This window comes from Streptomyces sp. NPDC057682 (genome assembly GCF_042799575.1).
In the GTDB taxonomy this organism is placed as follows: Bacteria; Actinomycetota; Actinomycetes; order Streptomycetales; family Streptomycetaceae; genus Streptomyces.
In genome coordinates this window covers 93,712-110,586 of the sequence record NZ_JBHVIN010000014.1, presented here as the reverse complement: position 1 = coordinate 110,586, position 16,875 = coordinate 93,712, and the positions used below count along the sequence as shown (strand labels likewise).

Annotated in this window: 18 protein-coding genes and 1 pseudogene; 18 read left to right on the top strand and 1 reads right to left on the bottom strand. The window is 71.0% G+C overall.

Annotated elements, in window-relative coordinates:
* Positions 1–77: 77 nt before the first annotated feature.
* The 12 genes from rplS to ACFVDM_RS25025 all read left to right on the top strand — a co-directional run bounded on the left by rplS (position 78) and on the right by ACFVDM_RS25025 (position 9,963).
* Positions 78–428 (top strand): 50S ribosomal protein L19, encoded by a 351-nt coding sequence (gene rplS, locus ACFVDM_RS25080; protein WP_383644224.1) that lies wholly within the window; start codon positions 78–80, stop codon positions 426–428.
* 45 nt (positions 429–473) lie between these two features.
* Positions 474–1,244, top strand: coding sequence for a signal peptidase I (gene lepB / locus ACFVDM_RS25075; protein WP_383644221.1), 771 nt, complete (start codon positions 474–476; stop codon positions 1,242–1,244).
* Positions 1,237–2,328, top strand: a complete 1,092-nt coding sequence (lepB, locus tag ACFVDM_RS25070) for a signal peptidase I (protein WP_383644218.1) — start codon at positions 1,237–1,239, stop codon at positions 2,326–2,328. Before lepB (ACFVDM_RS25075) ends, lepB (ACFVDM_RS25070) begins: the two co-directional genes overlap by 8 nt.
* Entirely contained in the window at positions 2,216–3,124 is a 909-nt protein-coding gene (gene lepB / locus ACFVDM_RS25065) for a signal peptidase I (RefSeq protein WP_383644591.1), read from the top strand. The genes lepB (ACFVDM_RS25070) and lepB (ACFVDM_RS25065) overlap by 113 nt, the downstream gene beginning before the upstream one ends.
* Positions 3,125–3,173: 49 nt before the next feature.
* Complete coding sequence (gene lepB / locus ACFVDM_RS25060; RefSeq protein WP_383644215.1) at positions 3,174–3,938, top strand: signal peptidase I; 765 nt, start codon at positions 3,174–3,176, stop codon at positions 3,936–3,938.
* Entirely contained in the window at positions 3,928–4,416 is a 489-nt protein-coding gene (locus ACFVDM_RS25055; protein ID WP_383644212.1) for an NUDIX hydrolase, read from the top strand. Before lepB (ACFVDM_RS25060) ends, ACFVDM_RS25055 begins: the two co-directional genes overlap by 11 nt.
* A 65-nt stretch (positions 4,417–4,481) precedes the next feature.
* Entirely contained in the window at positions 4,482–4,790 is a 309-nt protein-coding gene (locus ACFVDM_RS25050) for a DUF2469 domain-containing protein (protein WP_003965949.1), read from the top strand.
* An 84-nt stretch (positions 4,791–4,874) separates the two neighbouring features.
* Entirely contained in the window at positions 4,875–5,234 is a 360-nt protein-coding gene (locus ACFVDM_RS25045) for a YraN family protein (RefSeq protein WP_383644209.1), read from the top strand.
* Positions 5,234–6,856 (top strand): YifB family Mg chelatase-like AAA ATPase, encoded by a 1,623-nt coding sequence (locus ACFVDM_RS25040; protein WP_383644207.1) that lies wholly within the window; start codon positions 5,234–5,236, stop codon positions 6,854–6,856. The genes ACFVDM_RS25045 and ACFVDM_RS25040 overlap by 1 nt, the downstream gene beginning before the upstream one ends.
* The gene (gene dprA / locus ACFVDM_RS25035) at positions 6,853–8,142 is read left to right on the top strand and encodes a DNA-processing protein DprA (RefSeq protein WP_383644204.1); all 1,290 of its coding nucleotides are present in this window, start codon (positions 6,853–6,855) and stop codon (positions 8,140–8,142) included. Before ACFVDM_RS25040 ends, dprA begins: the two co-directional genes overlap by 4 nt.
* Positions 8,143–8,432: 290 nt before the next feature.
* The gene (gene whiG / locus ACFVDM_RS25030) at positions 8,433–9,269 is read left to right on the top strand and encodes an RNA polymerase sigma factor WhiG (protein WP_383644201.1); all 837 of its coding nucleotides are present in this window, start codon (positions 8,433–8,435) and stop codon (positions 9,267–9,269) included.
* Between the two features lie 118 nt (positions 9,270–9,387).
* Positions 9,388–9,963 (top strand): TetR/AcrR family transcriptional regulator, encoded by a 576-nt coding sequence (locus ACFVDM_RS25025; RefSeq protein WP_383644588.1) that lies wholly within the window; start codon positions 9,388–9,390, stop codon positions 9,961–9,963.
* A gap of 158 nt (positions 9,964–10,121) precedes the next feature.
* On the opposite strand, the pseudogene ACFVDM_RS25020 reads toward ACFVDM_RS25025, so the two are convergent.
* A pseudogene (locus ACFVDM_RS25020) lies at positions 10,122–10,718 on the bottom strand (peptidoglycan DD-metalloendopeptidase family protein); the annotation flags it as partial.
* 276 nt (positions 10,719–10,994) lie between these two features.
* Here ACFVDM_RS25020 and rpsB point away from each other — a divergent pair.
* The 6 genes from rpsB to rlmN all read left to right on the top strand — a co-directional run bounded on the left by rpsB (position 10,995) and on the right by rlmN (position 16,866).
* On the top strand, positions 10,995–11,903 hold the full coding sequence (gene rpsB, locus ACFVDM_RS25015; protein WP_383644198.1) for a 30S ribosomal protein S2: 909 nt from the start codon (positions 10,995–10,997) through the stop codon (positions 11,901–11,903).
* Between the two features lie 99 nt (positions 11,904–12,002).
* Positions 12,003–12,839, top strand: a complete 837-nt coding sequence (gene tsf, locus ACFVDM_RS25010; RefSeq protein ID WP_383644195.1) for a translation elongation factor Ts — start codon at positions 12,003–12,005, stop codon at positions 12,837–12,839.
* Between the two features lie 158 nt (positions 12,840–12,997).
* The gene (gene pyrH, locus ACFVDM_RS25005; RefSeq protein WP_383644192.1) at positions 12,998–13,774 is read left to right on the top strand and encodes a UMP kinase; all 777 of its coding nucleotides are present in this window, start codon (positions 12,998–13,000) and stop codon (positions 13,772–13,774) included.
* Between the two features lie 172 nt (positions 13,775–13,946).
* Positions 13,947–14,504 (top strand): ribosome recycling factor, encoded by a 558-nt coding sequence (gene frr / locus ACFVDM_RS25000; protein WP_383644188.1) that lies wholly within the window; start codon positions 13,947–13,949, stop codon positions 14,502–14,504.
* Positions 14,504–15,589: a phosphatidate cytidylyltransferase gene (locus ACFVDM_RS24995; protein ID WP_383644185.1), complete on the top strand. Its 1,086-nt coding sequence runs from the start codon at positions 14,504–14,506 to the stop codon at positions 15,587–15,589. The genes frr and ACFVDM_RS24995 overlap by 1 nt, the downstream gene beginning before the upstream one ends.
* Before the next feature lie 170 nt (positions 15,590–15,759).
* Complete coding sequence (gene rlmN / locus ACFVDM_RS24990) at positions 15,760–16,866, top strand: 23S rRNA (adenine(2503)-C(2))-methyltransferase RlmN (protein WP_383644182.1); 1,107 nt, start codon at positions 15,760–15,762, stop codon at positions 16,864–16,866.
* Positions 16,867–16,875 lie beyond the last annotated feature (9 nt).

Here is a 16,875-nt window from a genome sequence, read left to right as displayed (position 1 = left end):
TCCGACGTGAACGGCATTCCCGAACTCATCACCCGTCCCGTCGATGACCTGTGGCATCGGCGAAGAAAGCAGACACCATGGCTTCCCTGCTCGACGACGTCAACGCCGCATCGCTGCGCACCGACGTCCCGGCGTTCCGCCCCGGCGACACCGTCAACGTCCACGTGCGCGTGATCGAGGGCAACCGCTCCCGTATCCAGCAGTTCAAGGGCATCGTCATCCGCCGCCAGGGCGCGGGCGTCAGCGAGACCTTCACGGTCCGCAAGGTCTCCTTCAGCGTCGGCGTCGAGCGCACCTTCCCGGTGCACAGCCCGATCTTCGAGAAGATCGAGCTGATCACCCGCGGTGACGTCCGCCGCGCCAAGCTGTACTTCCTCCGTGAGCTGCGCGGCAAGGCCGCGAAGATCAAGGAGAAGCGCGACCGCTGAGCTGACTCCCTGGTCCACAGGACGGCCGGTTAAGCTCTGGCCCCGATGGACACGGAAGCTGAGCCCCAGGAGCGCGACCGCTCCTCCGAACCCGAGACGGGACCGGAGGAGGGGCCGCGCTCCTCGCGTATCCGGAGCCGGATCCCCGTCTCGCTGTCATGGCGCCGCACCCTCGCCCTCGGTGTCTTCTGTGCGGTGGCGGTGCTGCTCATCAGCACCTTCGTGGTGCAGCCCTTCCTGATCCCGAGCCACTCGATGGAACCTACGCTGAAGGTGGGGGACCGGGTGCTCGTCAACAAACTGGCGTACCGTTTCGGCTCCGTACCCCAGCGCGGTGACGTGGTGGTCTTCGACGGAACCGGCTCCTTCGTCCAGGAGCCGCCCGAGGAGAATCCCGTCGTCGGGCTGCTGCACGGAGCGGCGGCCTCCCTGGGACTCGCGGAGCCCGCCGAGACCGACTTCGTGAAGCGGGTGGTGGGCGTGGGGGGTGACCGGGTGGTCTGCTGCGACAGGCGCGGACGGGTCGAGGTGAACGGCCGGCCGGTGGACGAGGACTATCTGTACGCGGGCGACGCACCGTCCCGGGCGCCCTTCGACATCGTCGTGCCCGACGGCACGCTGTGGATGATGGGCGACCACCGCGGTAAGTCCCGCGACTCCCGCGACCATCTGGGCGAGCCCGGTGGCGGCATGGTGCCGGTGGACCGGGTGATCGGCCGGGCGGACTGGCTGGGCTGGCCGCTGGGCCGCGTGGGCTCGGTGCCCGGAACCCGGGCCTTCGACGGTACGGCCGCGGCCGGGGCGAGCCGTGGGTAACCGGGGACGACGGCCCGGCACGGTCGAACCGGGGGCGCCGGCGGGCGCCGGCCCCGGTCCGGCGGCGTCGCGCTCACTGCCCACCCGGGCCGAGCGCCGCAGACTGGCCCGCAAGGTGAAGCGGAAGCGGCGCCGGTCGGCGGTGCGGGAGATTCCGCTCCTGATCACCGTGGCGCTGCTGATCGCCCTTGTCCTGAAGACGTTCCTGGTGCAGGCCTTCGTGATCCCCTCGGGATCGATGGAGCAGACCATCCGGATCGGTGACCGGGTGCTCGTGGACAAGCTGACGCCCTGGTTCGGGTCCAAGCCGCAGCGCGGTGACGTCGTCGTGTTCAACAACCCGTCCGACTGGCCGCCGCCGAATCCGGTGGAGAGCGGCGGTTCGGACTCGCCCGTCGTGATCAAGCAGATCAAGCAGGCGCTGACCTTCGTCGGCCTGCTGCCCTCCGACGACGAACAGGACCTGATCAAACGGGTGGTCGCCGTCGGCGGAGACACCGTGCGGTGCTGCGAGCGGGACGGCCGGCTCGTCGTCAACGGAGTGGCGATCGATGAACCCTACGTATTTCCCGGCGATTCTCCGTCCACGATCAAATTCGAGGTAAAGGTTCCGGCCGGGCGAATCTTCGTCATGGGGGATCATCGGTCCAATTCGGCCGATTCACGTTTCCACCTGGACAAGACGGCCGATGGCACCGTGTCGGAGGATGCCGTGGTGGGACGGGCCGTGGTGATCGCCTGGCCGTTCGGGCACTGGCGCCACCTGGAGGAACGCTCGGCGTTCTCCGGGGTGCCGGACCCGCGCGCCGGGACGGCGGCGGGCGCCGCGCAGTCGAATAGTGTGTCCGAGGATCCCAACGGAATGATCCGGCTCCCGACCCCTGCGGAACTCCCGCTCGTTATGGGAGTGGTGGGCCTGCACCGGCTGGGGCGCAGGCGGTGGCACGGAATAAGGAGTGGATGTGGGGGATTTGGCGGTCGGCGCACGATCCGGACACGACGAACCCGAGGACCGGCCGGACGGCGTGGGGAATGTCGAGCCCGCCGGGACGACGGCGGACGCGGCGGACTCGGCGGAGCATGACGGCGACTCCCCGGGCAGCGGCAGCACGGCGCAGAAGAAGCCCCGCTCCTTCTGGAAGGAGCTGCCCCTGCTCATCGGCATCGCGCTGATCCTCGCGCTGCTGATCAAGACCTTCCTGGTGCAGGCGTTCTCGATTCCCTCGGACTCGATGCAGAACACGCTCCAGCGGGGCGACCGGGTGCTCGTGGACAAGCTGACGCCGTGGTTCGGCTCGGAGCCCGAGCGCGGCGAGGTCGTCGTCTTCCACGATCCGGGCGGCTGGCTGGAGGACAGCCAGACCCCCGAGCCGAACGTGGTGCAGAAGTTCCTCAGCTTCATCGGTCTGATGCCGTCGGCCGAGGAGAAGGACCTGATCAAGCGCGTCATCGCGGTGGGCGGTGACACGGTGGAGTGCAAGAAGAACGGTCCGGTCACGGTCAACGGCAAGGCGCTGGACGACAAGTCCTACATCTTCGAGGGCAACACTCCCTGCAACGACGAGCCGTTCGGGCCGATCAAGGTGCCCAAGGGCCGGATCTGGGTGATGGGCGACCACCGCCAGAACTCGCTGGACTCGCGCTACCACCAGGAACTCCCGGGCGGCGGCACCGTCTCCAACGACGAGGTGGTCGGCCGGGCGTTCGTGATCGCATGGCCGGTCAACCGCTGGGCGACGCTGCCGATCCCGAAGACCTTCGACCAGCCGGGGATCAACGCGGCGATGGGACTGGCCCCGGGAGCACTCGGTGTAGCCGGTGCGCTGCCCCTCGTGTTGTGGCGCCGGCGGAGGCTGACCGGCGGGCGTACCGCCGGGTAGGGTGCCGACTCGGATCAGCGATTGTCGATCTCCGATGGGGGACGCTGCGATGAGTGGAACAGGACGTACGGGTGACGGCCGCGGCCGTCTCGGCAGCAGACTGTCGGGACTGGCCGTGGCCGTCGGCTGTGTGCTCTTCCTCGGCGGCTTCGCCTGGGGAGCCGTGGTGTACCGCCCGTACACGGTCCCGACGGCGTCCATGACGCCCACCGTCGAGGCGGGCGACCGGGTGCTCGCGCAGCGGGTGGACGGCGACGACGTCCGCCGCGGCGACGTGGTGGTCTTCACCGACCCCACCTGGGGCGCCACGCCGATGGTGAAACGTGTCGTCGGGGTCGGCGGCGACAAGATCGCCTGCTGCGGCAAGGACGGCCGGCTCACGGTGAACGGGATACCCGTGGAAGAACCGTATCTTCGCTCCGGGGACCCCGCCTCGGGCAACGACTTCACGGCCGAGGTGCCCCGGGGCAGCCTGTTCCTCCTGGGCGACGACCGCAGGTCCTCGCTGGACTCCCGGGTCCACCTGGAGGACGCCGCACACGGCTCGGTGCCGCGCAGCGCCGTGACGGCCCGCGTGGACGCCGTCGCCTGGCCGCTGGGCAGCATGATCGGGCGGCCCTCCTCCTTCGCGGCGCTCCCCGGTGGGATCTCCACCGAGGGCCCGATCAAGCTCCAGCTCGGCGCGATGGTGGCCGGGGTGGTGCTCATTCTCGGCGGCGCGGTGTACGGGCCGCTCGCGGCGCGCTCCGCCCGCTCCCGTGGCAGCGGCCCGAAGCGGAACCAGCGGCGGACGGCGGCCACCGATGCCCGCTGAGATCCGCAAGGTCGCCCGTCTGGTGCTCCTCGACCCGGACGACCGCATCCTGCTGATGCACGGCTTCGAACCGGAGGACCCGGCCAGCACCTGGTGGTTCACCCCGGGAGGCGGCCTGGAGGGCGACGAGACCCACGAGCAGGCCGCCCTGCGCGAACTGGCCGAGGAGACCGGGATCACGGACGTCGAACTCGGCCCGGTGCTCTGGCGGCGGATGTGCTCCTTCCCGTTCGACGGGCGGCGCTGGGAGCAGGACGAGTGGTACTTCCTGGCGCGCACGGAACAGACCACGACGGACACCAGTGGGCAGACCGGACTGGAACGCCGCACTGTCACGGGTCTGAGGTGGTGGACTTCCGCCGAACTGTCGGCGGCGCGTGAGACGGTGTACCCGACCAGACTCGCCGAGCTGCTGCGCACGCTGCTCGACGAGGGTCCTCCGCGTACGCCGTTGGTCCTGGCCCCCGAAATCGCCTGAGCGACCCGGGAAGCCCGGCGGTCGGCGCACAATGGGGGAACGCACGGCTGAAGGGGAACATGCCAATGAGCGCCGAGGACCTCGAAAAGTACGAGACCGAGATGGAGCTGAAGCTCTACCGGGAGTACCGCGATGTCGTCGGTCTGTTCAAATACGTGATCGAGACCGAACGGCGCTTCTACCTCACCAATGACTACGAGATGCAGGTGCACTCGGTCCAGGGCGAGGTGTTCTTCGAGGTGTCCATGGCGGACGCCTGGGTCTGGGACATGTACAGGCCCGCACGTTTCGTCAAGCAGGTACGCGTCCTGACGTTCAAGGACGTCAACATCGAGGAGCTGAACAAGAGCGATCTCGAACTTCCGGGTGGCTGAGTTGTCCACAACGGCCGGGTTGTCCACCAAGATCCACTGAGGGCGGTCCGAGGCGTCACAGTCGGTGCCGGAGGTGGTGCCGGTATGAACGCACGGAGCGCACTCGGGCGGTACGGCGAGGATCTGGCGGCGCGGCTGCTGACCGAGTCGGGCATGTCCGTACTGGAACGGAACTGGCGCTGTCGCGCCGGCGAGATCGACATCGTCGCGAAGGACGGTGACGCGCTCGTCATCTGTGAGGTGAAGACCCGCAGGACGGGCGCGTTCGAGCATCCGATGGCCGCGGTCACCCCGGTCAAGGCGGACCGCCTGCGGAGGCTGGCCGGACTCTGGCTGGCCCGCTGCGGCGGACCGCCGCCGGGCGGGGTGCGGATCGACCTGGTCGGCGTGGTGCTGCCCCGGCGCGGCGCGCCGCGGGCCGAGCACGTGCGGGGGGTGGCCTGATGGCGTTCGCCCGTGCCTGCTCGGTGGCGCTCGTCGGCGTCGAGGGCGTGGTGGTGGAGGTCCAGGCGGACCTGGAGGCCGGGGTGGCGACGTTCACCCTGGTGGGACTGCCGGACAAGAGCCTGGTGGAGAGCCGGGACCGGGTCAGGGCGGCCGTGGTCAACTCCGGCGCCCAGTGGCCGCAGAAGAAACTCACGGTCGGTCTGTCACCGGCCTCGGTGCCCAAAAGTGGTTCGGGCTTCGATCTCGCCGTCGCCTGCGCCGTGCTCGGTGCCGCCGAACGCATCCCGCCCGCGTCGATCGCCGATGTGGTGATGATCGGGGAACTGGGACTGGACGGCCGGGTGCGGCCGGTGCGGGGCGTCCTGCCCGCGGTGCTCGCCGCCGCCGAGGCCGGATACCGGCAGGTGGTCGTCCCCGAGCAGACGGCGGGCGAGGCGACGCTGGTGCCCGGGGTCTCCGTCCTCGGCGTCCGCAGCCTGCGCCAGCTGGTCGCGATCCTGTGCGACGAACCGGTGCCCGACGAAGCGCGCCCCCACGAGCAGGGGCGCCCCGACCCCATGCTCGCCGGACTGATGATCCCGGGCGCCGGCACGGGGACCGGACTCCAGCGGGGTCCGGAGCCCGGGGAGGGAGGCCGTCCCGATCTGGCGGACGTCGCGGGACAGGAGTGCCCGCGCACGGCCCTGGAGGTCGCGGCGGCGGGCGGCCACCATCTGCTGCTGTCGGGGCCGCCCGGCGCCGGCAAGACGATGCTGGCCGAGCGGCTGCCCGGCATTCTGCCGCCCCTGAGCCGACAGGAATCCCTGGAGGTCACCGCGGTCCACTCCGTGGCGGGCATCCTCCCACCGGACGAACCCCTGATCTCCCGCGCGCCCTACTGCGCCCCGCACCACTCGGCGACCATGCAGTCCCTGGTCGGCGGAGGCAACGGGCTGCCGCGCCCCGGCGCGGTCTCCCTGGCCCATCGCGGCATCCTCTTCCTCGACGAGGCACCCGAGTTCTCGGTACGGGCCCTGGACGCGCTGCGCCAGCCGCTGGAGTCGGGGCACGTGGTGGTGGCCCGCAGCGCCGGGGTGGTCCGGCTGCCCGCCCGGTTCCTCATGGTGCTCGCCGCCAACCCGTGCCCCTGCGGGCGCCACACCGTCAACGGCGCCGGGTGCGAATGCCCGCCCTCGGCGATCCGCCGCTACCGGGCCCGGCTCTCGGGGCCGCTCCTGGACCGGGTGGACCTGCGGGTCGTCGTCGATCCGGTCCGACGCGAGGACCTGATGGGCCGGGGCGGCCGGGGCGAGTCGTCGGAGACGGTCGCCGCCCGGGTGCGGCGGGCCCGGGAGCGGGCGGCACAACGGCTGGCGGGCACCCCGTGGACCACCAACAGCGAGGTGCCGGGGCACGAGCTGCGGACCCGGCTGACGGCGGCGCCGGGCGCGATGCTGGCCGCCGAACGCGACATGGAGCGCGGCATCCTCACGGCACGCGGACTGGACCGCGTCCTCAGGGTGGCCTGGACGGTCGCCGACCTGCGCGAGGCGGACCGGCCGGACGCCTCGGACGTCGCCGTGGCCCTGGAACTGCGCACCGGGATCTCGCGCGGAGTCCCGATGGAGAGGGCGTCATGACGGAGCGTCGCGCGGAGGGATGCGCGAGCGACGGCGGGGGAGGGCTCTTCGGCGCTCCGGGCGCGTGGGGCGAGGGCGCCGGGACCGCCGGTACGGCGGGACACGGGCCGTCCGGTGAGGCCGGTGACCGCTGCCCCGGCCGGGACCGCTGGGCACGGGCGGCGTTGAGCCGGATCGTGGAGCCCGGGGACGTACGGGCCGGAGGGTGGCTGCGGGAGCACGGCCCGGTGGAGCTGATACGGCGGATCGCGGACCGGGACGGATCGGCCGAGCGGCTGGCCGGGATGAGCGCGCGGCGGCTCGCCGGATACCGGCTGCGCGCCGAGACCGCCCGGCCGGGCGGGGACCTCGCCGCACTGGCCTCGGCCGGCGGGCGCTTCGTCTGCCCGGGGGACCGGGAGTGGCCGACTCAGCTCGACGACCTCGGTGACGCCGCGCCCATCGGGCTGTGGGTGCGCGGCACGCCCGATCTGCGGCTGTGGGCGCTGCGCTCGGTCGCCGTCGTCGGCGCCCGCGCCTGCACCCCGTACGGGGCGCACATGGCGACCACGCTCGGCGCGGGGCTCGCCGAGCGCGGGTGGGTGGTGGTCTCCGGCGCGGCTTTCGGCGTCGACGGGGCCGCGCACCGGGGAGCCCTGGCCGCCGGGGGAGCGACCATGGCGGTGCTGGCCTGCGGTGTGGACGTCCCCTACCCGCGCGGCCACGCCGAACTGATCGGACGCGTCGCCGACCAGGGCCTCGTCGTCAGCGAACTGCCGCCGGGCGACCACCCGACGCGCGGCAGATTCGTCCTCCGCAACCGGGTCATCGCCGCGCTGACCCGGGGAACCGTCGTCGTCGAGGCCGAGCACCGCAGCGGCTCCCTGGTCACCGCGCGTCGCGCACGGCAGCTCGGCCGCTTCACCATGGGCGTGCCCGGCCCCGCCACGAGCGGACTCTCGGCCGGGGTCCACGAACTCCTGAGGGGCGAGGGCGTGCTGGTGACCGATGCCGACGAAGTCGTCGAACTGGTCGGGGACATCGGTGAACTGGCGCCCGCGCGGCGGGGCCCCCTGCTCCCCCGCGACCAGCTGGATCCCGTCGGCAGGCGGGTACTTGACGCACTGCCGGGGCGCGGCCGCGCCGACGCGCGCGAGGTGGCGCGCGGCGCGGGAACGAGCGCGGACGAGGCGCTCGGCAAGCTGTACGAACTGCACTCACTGGGGTTCGTCGAACGCGAAGGCGAGGGATGGCGGTTGACGCGACCGTCGACGCGCAATGGCGACGCGCGGCGAGGCGGTACTTGACCTGGAGCATTCGGGTGAAAAGGTGATGCCGATGACCTCGGTGGATCCTTCGGCGACGCCCCCGGGGCCGGCGCACCGGTCGGCCGCCCCGGCCACCCGTCATGTCGCCGCCCGGGTGCGCCGCCGCGCCCGGCGGCGTACGCCGGTCCACGTCCGTTCACCGGGAGGCGCACGGACCCGATCCCTTATCCTGCGCGCACCGCGACAATCCAGTCACGCTACGCTCACGAGGATTCCGGCACAGGCACAAGTCCCCCAGCACGTCACGGCAGAACGGCTCAAGGCACCACATGCCCCAGCACACCTCCGGGTCTGACCGCGCGGCAGTACCACCGGCTGCGCGTGGCACTGTGCGCCCTCCTGCCCCGTCCTCCCTCGACGAACTGTGGCGCTCGTACAAGACCACGGGCGACGAGCGGCTGCGGGAGCAGCTGATCCTGCACTACTCACCCCTGGTGAAGTACGTCGCCGGCCGGGTGAGCGTGGGACTGCCGTCCAACGTGGAGCAGGCCGACTTCGTCTCCTCCGGGGTCTTCGGACTGATCGACGCGATCGAGAAGTTCGACATCGAGCGCGCGATCAAGTTCGAGACGTACGCGATCACCCGCATCCGCGGCGCGATGATCGACGAACTCCGGGCACTGGACTGGATTCCGCGCTCGGTGCGCCAGAAGGCCCGTGCCGTGGAGCGCGCCTACGCCACGCTGGAGGCCAAGCTGCGGCGTACCCCCTCGGAGTCCGAGGTCGCCGCCGAGATGGACATCGCCCTGGAGGAACTGCACGCTGTTTTCAGCCAGTTGTCCCTGGCCAATGTCGTGGCGCTGGAGGAACTCCTCCATGTCGGCGGTGAGGGCGGCGACCGGCTCAGCCTCATGGACACGCTGGAGGACACCGCCGCCGACAACCCGGTGGAGGTGGCCGAGGACCGCGAGCTGAGAAGGCTCCTGGCCCGCGCGATCAACACCCTGCCCGACCGCGAGAAGACGGTCGTCACGCTCTACTACTACGAGGGCCTCACCCTCGCCGAGATCGGCAACGTCCTCGGGGTCACCGAGAGCCGGGTCAGCCAGATCCACACCAAGTCGGTGCTGCAACTGCGCGCCAAGCTGGCCGACGCCGGGCGCTGAGACCGCCCGGCCCGCCGCCGGGTCCGCGGACGCTTCGGCCAATGGCCGGTACCGCCCGCCCCCTCACCGGTACCGCTCGCCGTAGAGTGGACGGGTGCCCAGGATTCGAGCGGCCTCCGTGGCCGAGCACCGGACCATGCAGCGCGGCGCCCTCCTGGACGCAGCGCGCTCCCTGCTGTCCGAAGGGGGCACGGAAGCACTGACCTTCCCCGCCCTCGCCGAACGTACGGGCCTGGCCCGCTCGTCCGTGTACGAGTACTTCCGGTCACGCGCCGCCGTCGTCGAGGAACTCTGCGCCGTCGACTTCCCCGTCTGGGCGGCCGAGGTCGAGAGCGCGATGGACCGGGCTGCGACGCCCGAGGCCAAGATCGAGGCGTATGTCCGGCGCCAACTGGACCTCGTCGGGGACCGGCGTCACCGGGCCGTCGTCGCCATCTCCGCCAGTGAGCTGGACGCGGGCGCGCGCGAGAAGATCCGGGCCGCGCACGGCGGTCTGATCGCCATGATCGTGGAGGCCCTGGCCGATCTCGGACACGACGAGCCCCGACTGGCCGCCATGCTGCTCCAGGGCTCCGTCGACGCGGCCGTCCGCCGTATCGAACTGACCGTGGCGGAGGAGCCCGCCGTGATCGCGGACACCGCCGTCGCGATGATCCTCGACGGCGTCCGGGGCGCCCGCGCCATCGAGGGCTGAGACCCCGGCTCCGCCGAGGGTTCGGGCAGCGGCACCCCGAAGACCGGAAGCAGCCGGGACGGCCCCCGCCGCAGCAGCTCCGGCGGCAGCAGCGACAGCGGGTCCAGGTAGGCGTCGGCGCGGCGCAGCCCCCAGTGCAGACAGCCGCCCGCGCAGTGGAACGGCCCGGCCGCCAGGGCTCCCACGACCTGGCCCGTCGTGACCTCGTCGCCCTTCGCCACCAGCGGGCGCACCGGCTCGTAAGTGGTCCGCAGCGGCGGATCGCCCGTTCCGGCCAGCTCGATCACCATCACCCCGCGCCCCGCCACGCTCCCCGCGAAGGACACCCGGCCCGAAGCGGCCGCGAGCACGTCGGCGCCCGGAACCGCACCGAGATCGACCCCTCGGTGGCCGCGCGCGTACGGGGTGGCGGGCGGCTCCCAGCCGCGCAGGACGACAGGCCGCCCGGCCAGCGGCCAGCCGGTCCCGCTCGTGGGGCGGGCGGGACCGGAGGGTTCGGGACTCGCCGGACCGGGTGGGCCGGTGGAGTCGGAGGGGGCGGGGGAGCCGGGAGGGGGAGCCGGGGCCGAGGGGGTCTCGGCCCGTACGGGAACAGCCCCGGGGCCGATGGGGGCGGCCCGGGGGACCGGCGCGGCGGGGGAGCCGCCGTACGCCGACGCCGGCAGGCAGGCGAGAGGGGCCAGGAGCAGGCCGACGAGCAGGAGACGCGTCGGGCGCCGGCGGCGGGACTGGTCACGGTCGGTGGTGGATCGCATACCCCCACGGTCCACGGCCGGTCCGATTCATGGGGATCATGGACGAAATCTGTGGACTACCGGCCGGTTGTGGACAGCGCCGTCACCCGGCACCCGACGGGTCCCGTACACTTCTTCTGGCGATCCGGGTCACCGGGTCGACTTCGCACGCCCCGCCACCTCCCTCTTCGCGGAGGTGGCCGCGCTCCTCGGTCCCTCGTGGCACGGCGCGTCGGGGCGTCAGGCGCGACTGCAAACCCGCGGTCGCGACAACCGAGCACCTCAAGGAGAACGGCCATGGCCGTCGTCACGATGCGGGAGCTGCTGGAGAGCGGCGTCCACTTCGGTCACCAGACCCGTCGCTGGAACCCGAAGATGAAGCGCTTCATCTTCACCGAGCGCAACGGCATCTACATCATCGACCTGCTCCAGTCGCTGTCGTACATCGACCGCGCCTACGAGTTCGTCAAGGAGACCGTCGCGCACGGCGGCTCCATCATGTTCGTGGGTACGAAGAAGCAGGCCCAGGAGGCCATCGCCGAGCAGGCGACGCGCGTCGGCATGCCGTACGTCAACCAGCGTTGGCTCGGTGGCATGCTCACCAACTTCTCCACCGTCTACAAGCGCCTTCAGCGTCTGAAGGAGCTTGAGCTCATCGACTTCGAGGACGTGGCCGCCTCCGGCCTCACCAAGAAGGAGCTCCTGGTTCTCTCCCGCGAGAAGGCCAAGCTGGAGAAGACCCTCGGTGGTATCCGCGAGATGCAGAAGGTGCCGAGCGCCGTCTGGATCGTCGACACCAAGAAGGAGCACATCGCCGTCGGCGAGGCGCGCAAGCTCCACATCCCGGTCGTCGCGATCCTGGACACCAACTGCGACCCCGACGAGGTCGACTACAAGATTCCGGGCAACGACGACGCGATCCGCTCCGTCACCCTGCTCACCCGCGTGATCGCCGACGCCGTCGCCGAGGGCCTCATCGCCCGCTCCGGCGCCGCGACCGGCGACTCGAAGCCGGGCGAGAAGGCCGCCGGCGAGCCCCTCGCCGAGTGGGAGCGTGACCTGCTCGAGGGCGACAAGAAGGCCGACGCCGAGGTCCAGTCCTCCGCCGAGACCGAGAAGGTCGCCGACGCCGAGGCCCCCGCCGCCGAGGCCGCCACCGAGGCCCCCGCCGCCGAGGCCCCGGCCGCGGACGCCGAGCAGGCCTGACACCCGTCACGGCTGAAGACGGCGGGGGCCGGTGCCACAGGCACCGCCCCCGCCGTCCACCCGTAGATCTTTCAGACTCCGAGAGAGAAACACAGACTCATGGCGAACTACACCGCCGCTGACGTCAAGAAGCTCCGTGAGCTCACCGGCGCCGGCATGATGGACTGCAAGAAGGCGCTCGACGAGGCCGACGGCAACGTCGAAGGTGCCGTCGAGGCGCTGCGTATCAAGGGCCAGAAGGGCGTCGCCAAGCGCGAGGGCCGTTCCGCCGAGAACGGTGCCGTCGTCTCCCTCGTCTCCGAGGACGCGACCTCCGGCGTGCTCGTCGAGCTGAAGTGCGAGACGGACTTCGTCGCCAAGGGTGACAAGTTCCAGGCCGTCGCCAACGCGCTCGCCGCCCACGTCGCCGCGACCTCCCCGGCCGACCTCGACGCGCTGCTCGCGTCCGAGATCGAGCCCGGCAAGACCGTCCAGGCGTACGTGGACGAGGCCAACGCCAACCTCGGCGAGAAGATCGTCCTGGACCGCTTCGCGCAGTTCCAGGGTGCCTTCGTCTCCGTGTACATGCACCGCACCATGCCCGACCTGCCGCCGCAGATCGGTGTGATGGTCGAGCTGGACAAGGCCGACGCCGAGCTGGCCAAGGGCATCGCCCAGCACATCGCCGCCTTCGCGCCGAAGTACCTGTCCCGCGAGGACGTCCCGGCCGAGGTCGTCGAGGCCGAGCGCCGCGTCGCCGAGGAGACCACCCGCGCCGAGGGCAAGCCGGAGGCCGCGCTCCCGAAGATCGTCGAGGGTCGCGTCAACGGCTTCTTCAAGGAGGCGACCCTCCTCGGACAGCCGTACGCGCTGGACAACAAGAAGTCCGTCGAGAAGGTCCTGGCCGAGGCCGGTGTCAGCCTGAAGCGCTTCACGCGCATCAAGGTCGGCATCTGAGTCCGTCCGCGAAAAACGGTGGACCCCGATAGGGTCTGGTGCAGTCGACGGCCGCACACCGCCGTACGACCGCAGATCTGACGAGGAGGCCATTGCCGCTGAGGGACACCAGACCCACCGGCAATGGCCTTCTTCGTATGTGCACGAGGAGAATCTCCATGAACAAGGGCGCGGACGCCGTACAGGGTGACCACAAGCGCGACGACGGCAAGGTGGCCGGACGCTTCATGCTGAAGCTGTCCGGAGAGGCGTTCGCCGGGGGCGGCGGCCTCGGTGTCGACCCCGACGTCGTGCACGCCATCGCCCGCGAGATCGCGGCGGTCGTCCGTGACGGCGCGGAAATCGCGGTCGTCATCGGCGGCGGCAACTTCTTCCGCGGTGCCGAGCTCCAGCAGCGCGGCATGGACCGGGCCCGGTCCGACTACATGGGCATGCTCGGCACCGTCATGAACTGTCTGGCGCTCCAGGACTTCCTGGAGAAGGAAGGCATCGACTCCCGTGTCCAGACGGCCATCACCATGGGCCAGGTCGCGGAGCCGTACATCCCGCTGCGTGCCGTGCGGCACCTGGAGAAGGGGCGCGTCGTGATCTTCGGCGCGGGCATGGGCATGCCGTACTTCTCCACCGACACCACCGCGGCACAGCGCGCCCTGGAGATCGACGCCGAGGCGCTGCTGATGGGGAAGAACGGCGTGGACGGGGTCTACGACTCCGACCCGAAGACCAACCCCGGGGCCGTGAAGTTCGACGCGCTGGAGTACAGCGAGGTGCTCGCCCGCGATCTCAAGGTCGCCGACGCCACCGCCATCACGCTCTGCCGTGACAACGAGCTGCCGATCCTCGTCTTCGAGCTGACCACCGAGGGCAATATCGCCCGCGCGGTCAAGGGTGAGAAGATCGGCACGCTCGTGAGCGACCGGGGCACCCGGGCCTGACCCGCCGGCGGGACGGCCGGTGGGGGAACCCACCGCCGCCCCGGGGGCGCACGGGACGGCCCCGAAAGATGGACAACGGCCTGCCGGTCGGACACCGTGCAGGTGAGGACGCGACGCAGGACCCGCAGGGCCCGAGCATGCCGGGCCCGCTCAAGACACGCAGGAGCACGTGGTGATCGAAGAAATCCTCCTCGAGGCCGAGGAGAAGATGGAGAAGGCCGTCGTGGTCGCGAAAGAGGACTTCGCCGCCATCCGCACCGGCCGCGCGCACCCGGCGATGTTCAACAAGATCGTCGCCGACTACTACGGCGCGCTGACCCCGATCAACCAGCTGGCGTCGTTCTCGGTGCCGGAGCCCCGGATGGCCGTCGTGACGCCGTTCGACAAGAGCGCGCTGCGCAACATCGAGCAGGCGATCCGCGACTCGGACCTCGGCGTCAACCCGAGCAACGACGGCAATATCATCCGGGTGACCTTCCCGGACCTCACCGAGGAGCGTCGTCGCGACTACATCAAGGTCGCGAAGACCAAGGCCGAGGACTCCAAGATCTCGATCCGGGCCGTGCGCCGCAAGGCCAAGGAGTCGCTCGACAAGCTGGTGAAGGACAAGGAGTCGGGCGAGGACGAGGTGCGCCGCGCCGAGAAGGAGCTCGACGACACCACCGCGAAGTACGTGGCGCAGGTGGACGAGCTGCTGAAGCACAAGGAAGCCGAGCTGCTCGAAGTTTGATGAACGACTCCTCCTGGGGCGCCCCGCCGGGCGCCGGCCACGGGGCCGCCCCCGAGATGCGGGCCGCTCCGGCGGGTCCTGCCCACGATGTGCACGACGGCCAGCAGACTCGGCCCATGCCCATCGTGCCGGACAGTCCCGACGCAGGTAGAGACGCTGATGACCGTGATGACCGGGACCGGGGGGCCGGACGCCTGAGCGGCGGCCCCCTGTTCCGTGACGAGATGCCGCAGGAGCCCATGTCCACCGCGCCGCCACCCCCGCAGAAGAAGCGTGCGGGCCGTGATCTGGGATCCGCCATAGGAGTCGGCGTGGGCCTCGGGGCCGTCGTCGTCGCCTCGCTGTTCATCGTCAAGGCCGTCTTCGTCGGTGTGATCGCCGTCGCCGTCGTCGTCGGCCTCTGGGAGCTGACCTCCCGGCTGGAGGAGCGCAAGGACATCAAGGCGCCCCTCGTCCCGCTCGCGATCGGCGGCGCGGCCATGGTCGTGGCCGGTTACGCGCGCGGTGCCGAGGGCGCCTGGGTCGCCATGGCCCTCACCACCCTGGCAGTACTGGTCTGGCGGATGGCCGAGCCGCCGGAGGGCTACCTCAAGGACGTCACGGCGGGTGTCTTCGCCGCGTTCTACGTGCCTTTCCTGGCCACCTTCGTCGCCATGCTGCTGAAGGCCGACGACGGACCACAGCGGGTCCTCACCTTCCTGCTGCTGACCGTGGTCAGCGACACGGGTGCGTACGCCGTCGGCTGGCGCTTCGGCAAGCACAAGCTCGCCCCGCGCATCAGCCCCGGGAAGACCCGCGAGGGCCTTTTCGGAGCGGTCGCCTTCGCGATGGTCGCCGGTGCGCTCTGCATGCAGTTCCTGGTCGACGACGGCACCTGGTGGCAGGGCCTGCTCCTCGGCCTCGCCGTCGCCGCCAGCGCCACCCTCGGCGACCTGGGCGAGTCCATGATCAAGCGCGACCTCGGGATCAAGGACATGGGCACCCTGTTGCCCGGCCACGGCGGGATCATGGACCGTCTGGACTCCCTGCTCCCGACCGCCCCGGTCGTCTGGCTGCTCCTGGCGGTCTTCGTCGGTTCCGGCTGACCGGGGCCCGCCCCCGCGCCCGCACACGAGGGCCCACGCCTGAGGGCGCGGGCCCTCGTGGCATGTGCGGTACCCGGTACACCCCGTCCGACCTGCGATGTCATGGGTGAGAGCCCGTTGTCCACAGGACGGCGGGCGTTCACCGTTCCGTCTGCGACACTGGAAGAACCATGCCTAAGCCCGGAGAACTCACTTTCGTCGCGCCCCGCGGAGCCAAGAAGCCGCCGCGGCACCTCGCCGACCTCACGCCCGCCGAGCGCAAGGAGGCCGTCGCCGCGATCGGCGAGAAGCCGTTCCGCGCGAAGCAGCTGTCGCAGCACTACTTCGCGCGGTACGCGCACGACCCGGCGGAGTGGACGAACATTCCGGCGGGGTCGCGGGACAAGCTGCGGGAGGCGATGTTCCCGGACCTGATGTCGGTGGTGCGGCACATCAGCTGCGACGACGACACGACGCGCAAGACGCTGTGGAAGCTGCACGACGGGACGCTGGTCGAGTCGGTGCTGATGCGGTATCCGGAGCGGGTGACGATGTGCATCTCGTCGCAGGCGGGGTGCGGGATGAACTGCCCGTTCTGTGCCACGGGGCAGGCCGGTCTCGACCGGAATCTGTCGACGGCGGAGATCGTGCACCAGATCGTGGACGGGATGCGCGCGCTGCGGGACGGGGAGGTCCCGGGCGGGCCGGCCCGGCTGTCCAACATCGTGTTCATGGGGATGGGCGAGCCGCTCGCCAACTACAACCGGGTCGTGGGGGCCATCCGCCGGCTGACCGATCCCGAGCCGGACGGTCTCGGGCTGTCGCAGCGGGGGATCACCGTGTCGACAGTCGGGCTGGTGCCCGCGATGCTGCGCTTCGCCGACGAGGGCTTCAAGTGCCGGCTGGCCGTGTCGCTGCACGCCCCGGACGACGAGCTGCGCGACACGCTCGTCCCGGTGAACACGCGCTGGAAGGTGCGCGAGGTGCTCGACGCCGCGTGGGAGTACGCGGAGAAGTCCGGCCGCCGGATCTCCATCGAGTACGCGCTGATCCGCGACATCAACGACCAGGCGTGGCGCGGAGACCGGCTCGGCCGGCTCCTCAAGGGCAAGCGCGTCCACGTCAACCTGATCCCGCTGAACCCGACGCCGGGCTCCAAGTGGACCGCCTCGCGGCCCGAGGACGAGAAGGCGTTCGTCGAGGCGATCGCCGCCCACGGAGTGCCGGTCACCGTCCGGGACACCCGCGGCCAGGAGATCGACGGGGCCTGCGGTCAGCTGGCGGCGGCCGAGCGCTGAGGCCGGAAA

What these genes read in the sequence shown, in the direction of transcription:
- rplS (WP_383644224.1), top strand. Translation starts at nt 78, where the DNA reads ATGGCTTCCCTGCTCGACGACGTCAACGCCGCATCGCTGCGCACCGAC.
- lepB (WP_383644221.1), top strand. Translation starts at nt 474, where the DNA reads ATGGACACGGAAGCTGAGCCCCAGGAGCGCGACCGCTCCTCCGAACCC.
- lepB (WP_383644215.1), top strand. Translation starts at nt 3,174, where the DNA reads ATGAGTGGAACAGGACGTACGGGTGACGGCCGCGGCCGTCTCGGCAGC.
- ACFVDM_RS25055 (WP_383644212.1), top strand. Translation starts at nt 3,928, where the DNA reads ATGCCCGCTGAGATCCGCAAGGTCGCCCGTCTGGTGCTCCTCGACCCG.
- ACFVDM_RS25050 (WP_003965949.1), top strand. Translation starts at nt 4,482, where the DNA reads ATGAGCGCCGAGGACCTCGAAAAGTACGAGACCGAGATGGAGCTGAAG.
- ACFVDM_RS25045 (WP_383644209.1), top strand. Translation starts at nt 4,875, where the DNA reads ATGAACGCACGGAGCGCACTCGGGCGGTACGGCGAGGATCTGGCGGCG.
- ACFVDM_RS25040 (WP_383644207.1), top strand. Translation starts at nt 5,234, where the DNA reads ATGGCGTTCGCCCGTGCCTGCTCGGTGGCGCTCGTCGGCGTCGAGGGC.
- dprA (WP_383644204.1), top strand. Translation starts at nt 6,853, where the DNA reads ATGACGGAGCGTCGCGCGGAGGGATGCGCGAGCGACGGCGGGGGAGGG.
- whiG (WP_383644201.1), top strand. Translation starts at nt 8,433, where the DNA reads ATGCCCCAGCACACCTCCGGGTCTGACCGCGCGGCAGTACCACCGGCT.
- rpsB (WP_383644198.1), top strand. Translation starts at nt 10,995, where the DNA reads ATGGCCGTCGTCACGATGCGGGAGCTGCTGGAGAGCGGCGTCCACTTC.
- tsf (WP_383644195.1), top strand. Translation starts at nt 12,003, where the DNA reads ATGGCGAACTACACCGCCGCTGACGTCAAGAAGCTCCGTGAGCTCACC.
- pyrH (WP_383644192.1), top strand. Translation starts at nt 12,998, where the DNA reads ATGAACAAGGGCGCGGACGCCGTACAGGGTGACCACAAGCGCGACGAC.
- ACFVDM_RS24995 (WP_383644185.1), top strand. Translation starts at nt 14,504, where the DNA reads ATGAACGACTCCTCCTGGGGCGCCCCGCCGGGCGCCGGCCACGGGGCC.
- rlmN (WP_383644182.1), top strand. Translation starts at nt 15,760, where the DNA reads ATGCCTAAGCCCGGAGAACTCACTTTCGTCGCGCCCCGCGGAGCCAAG.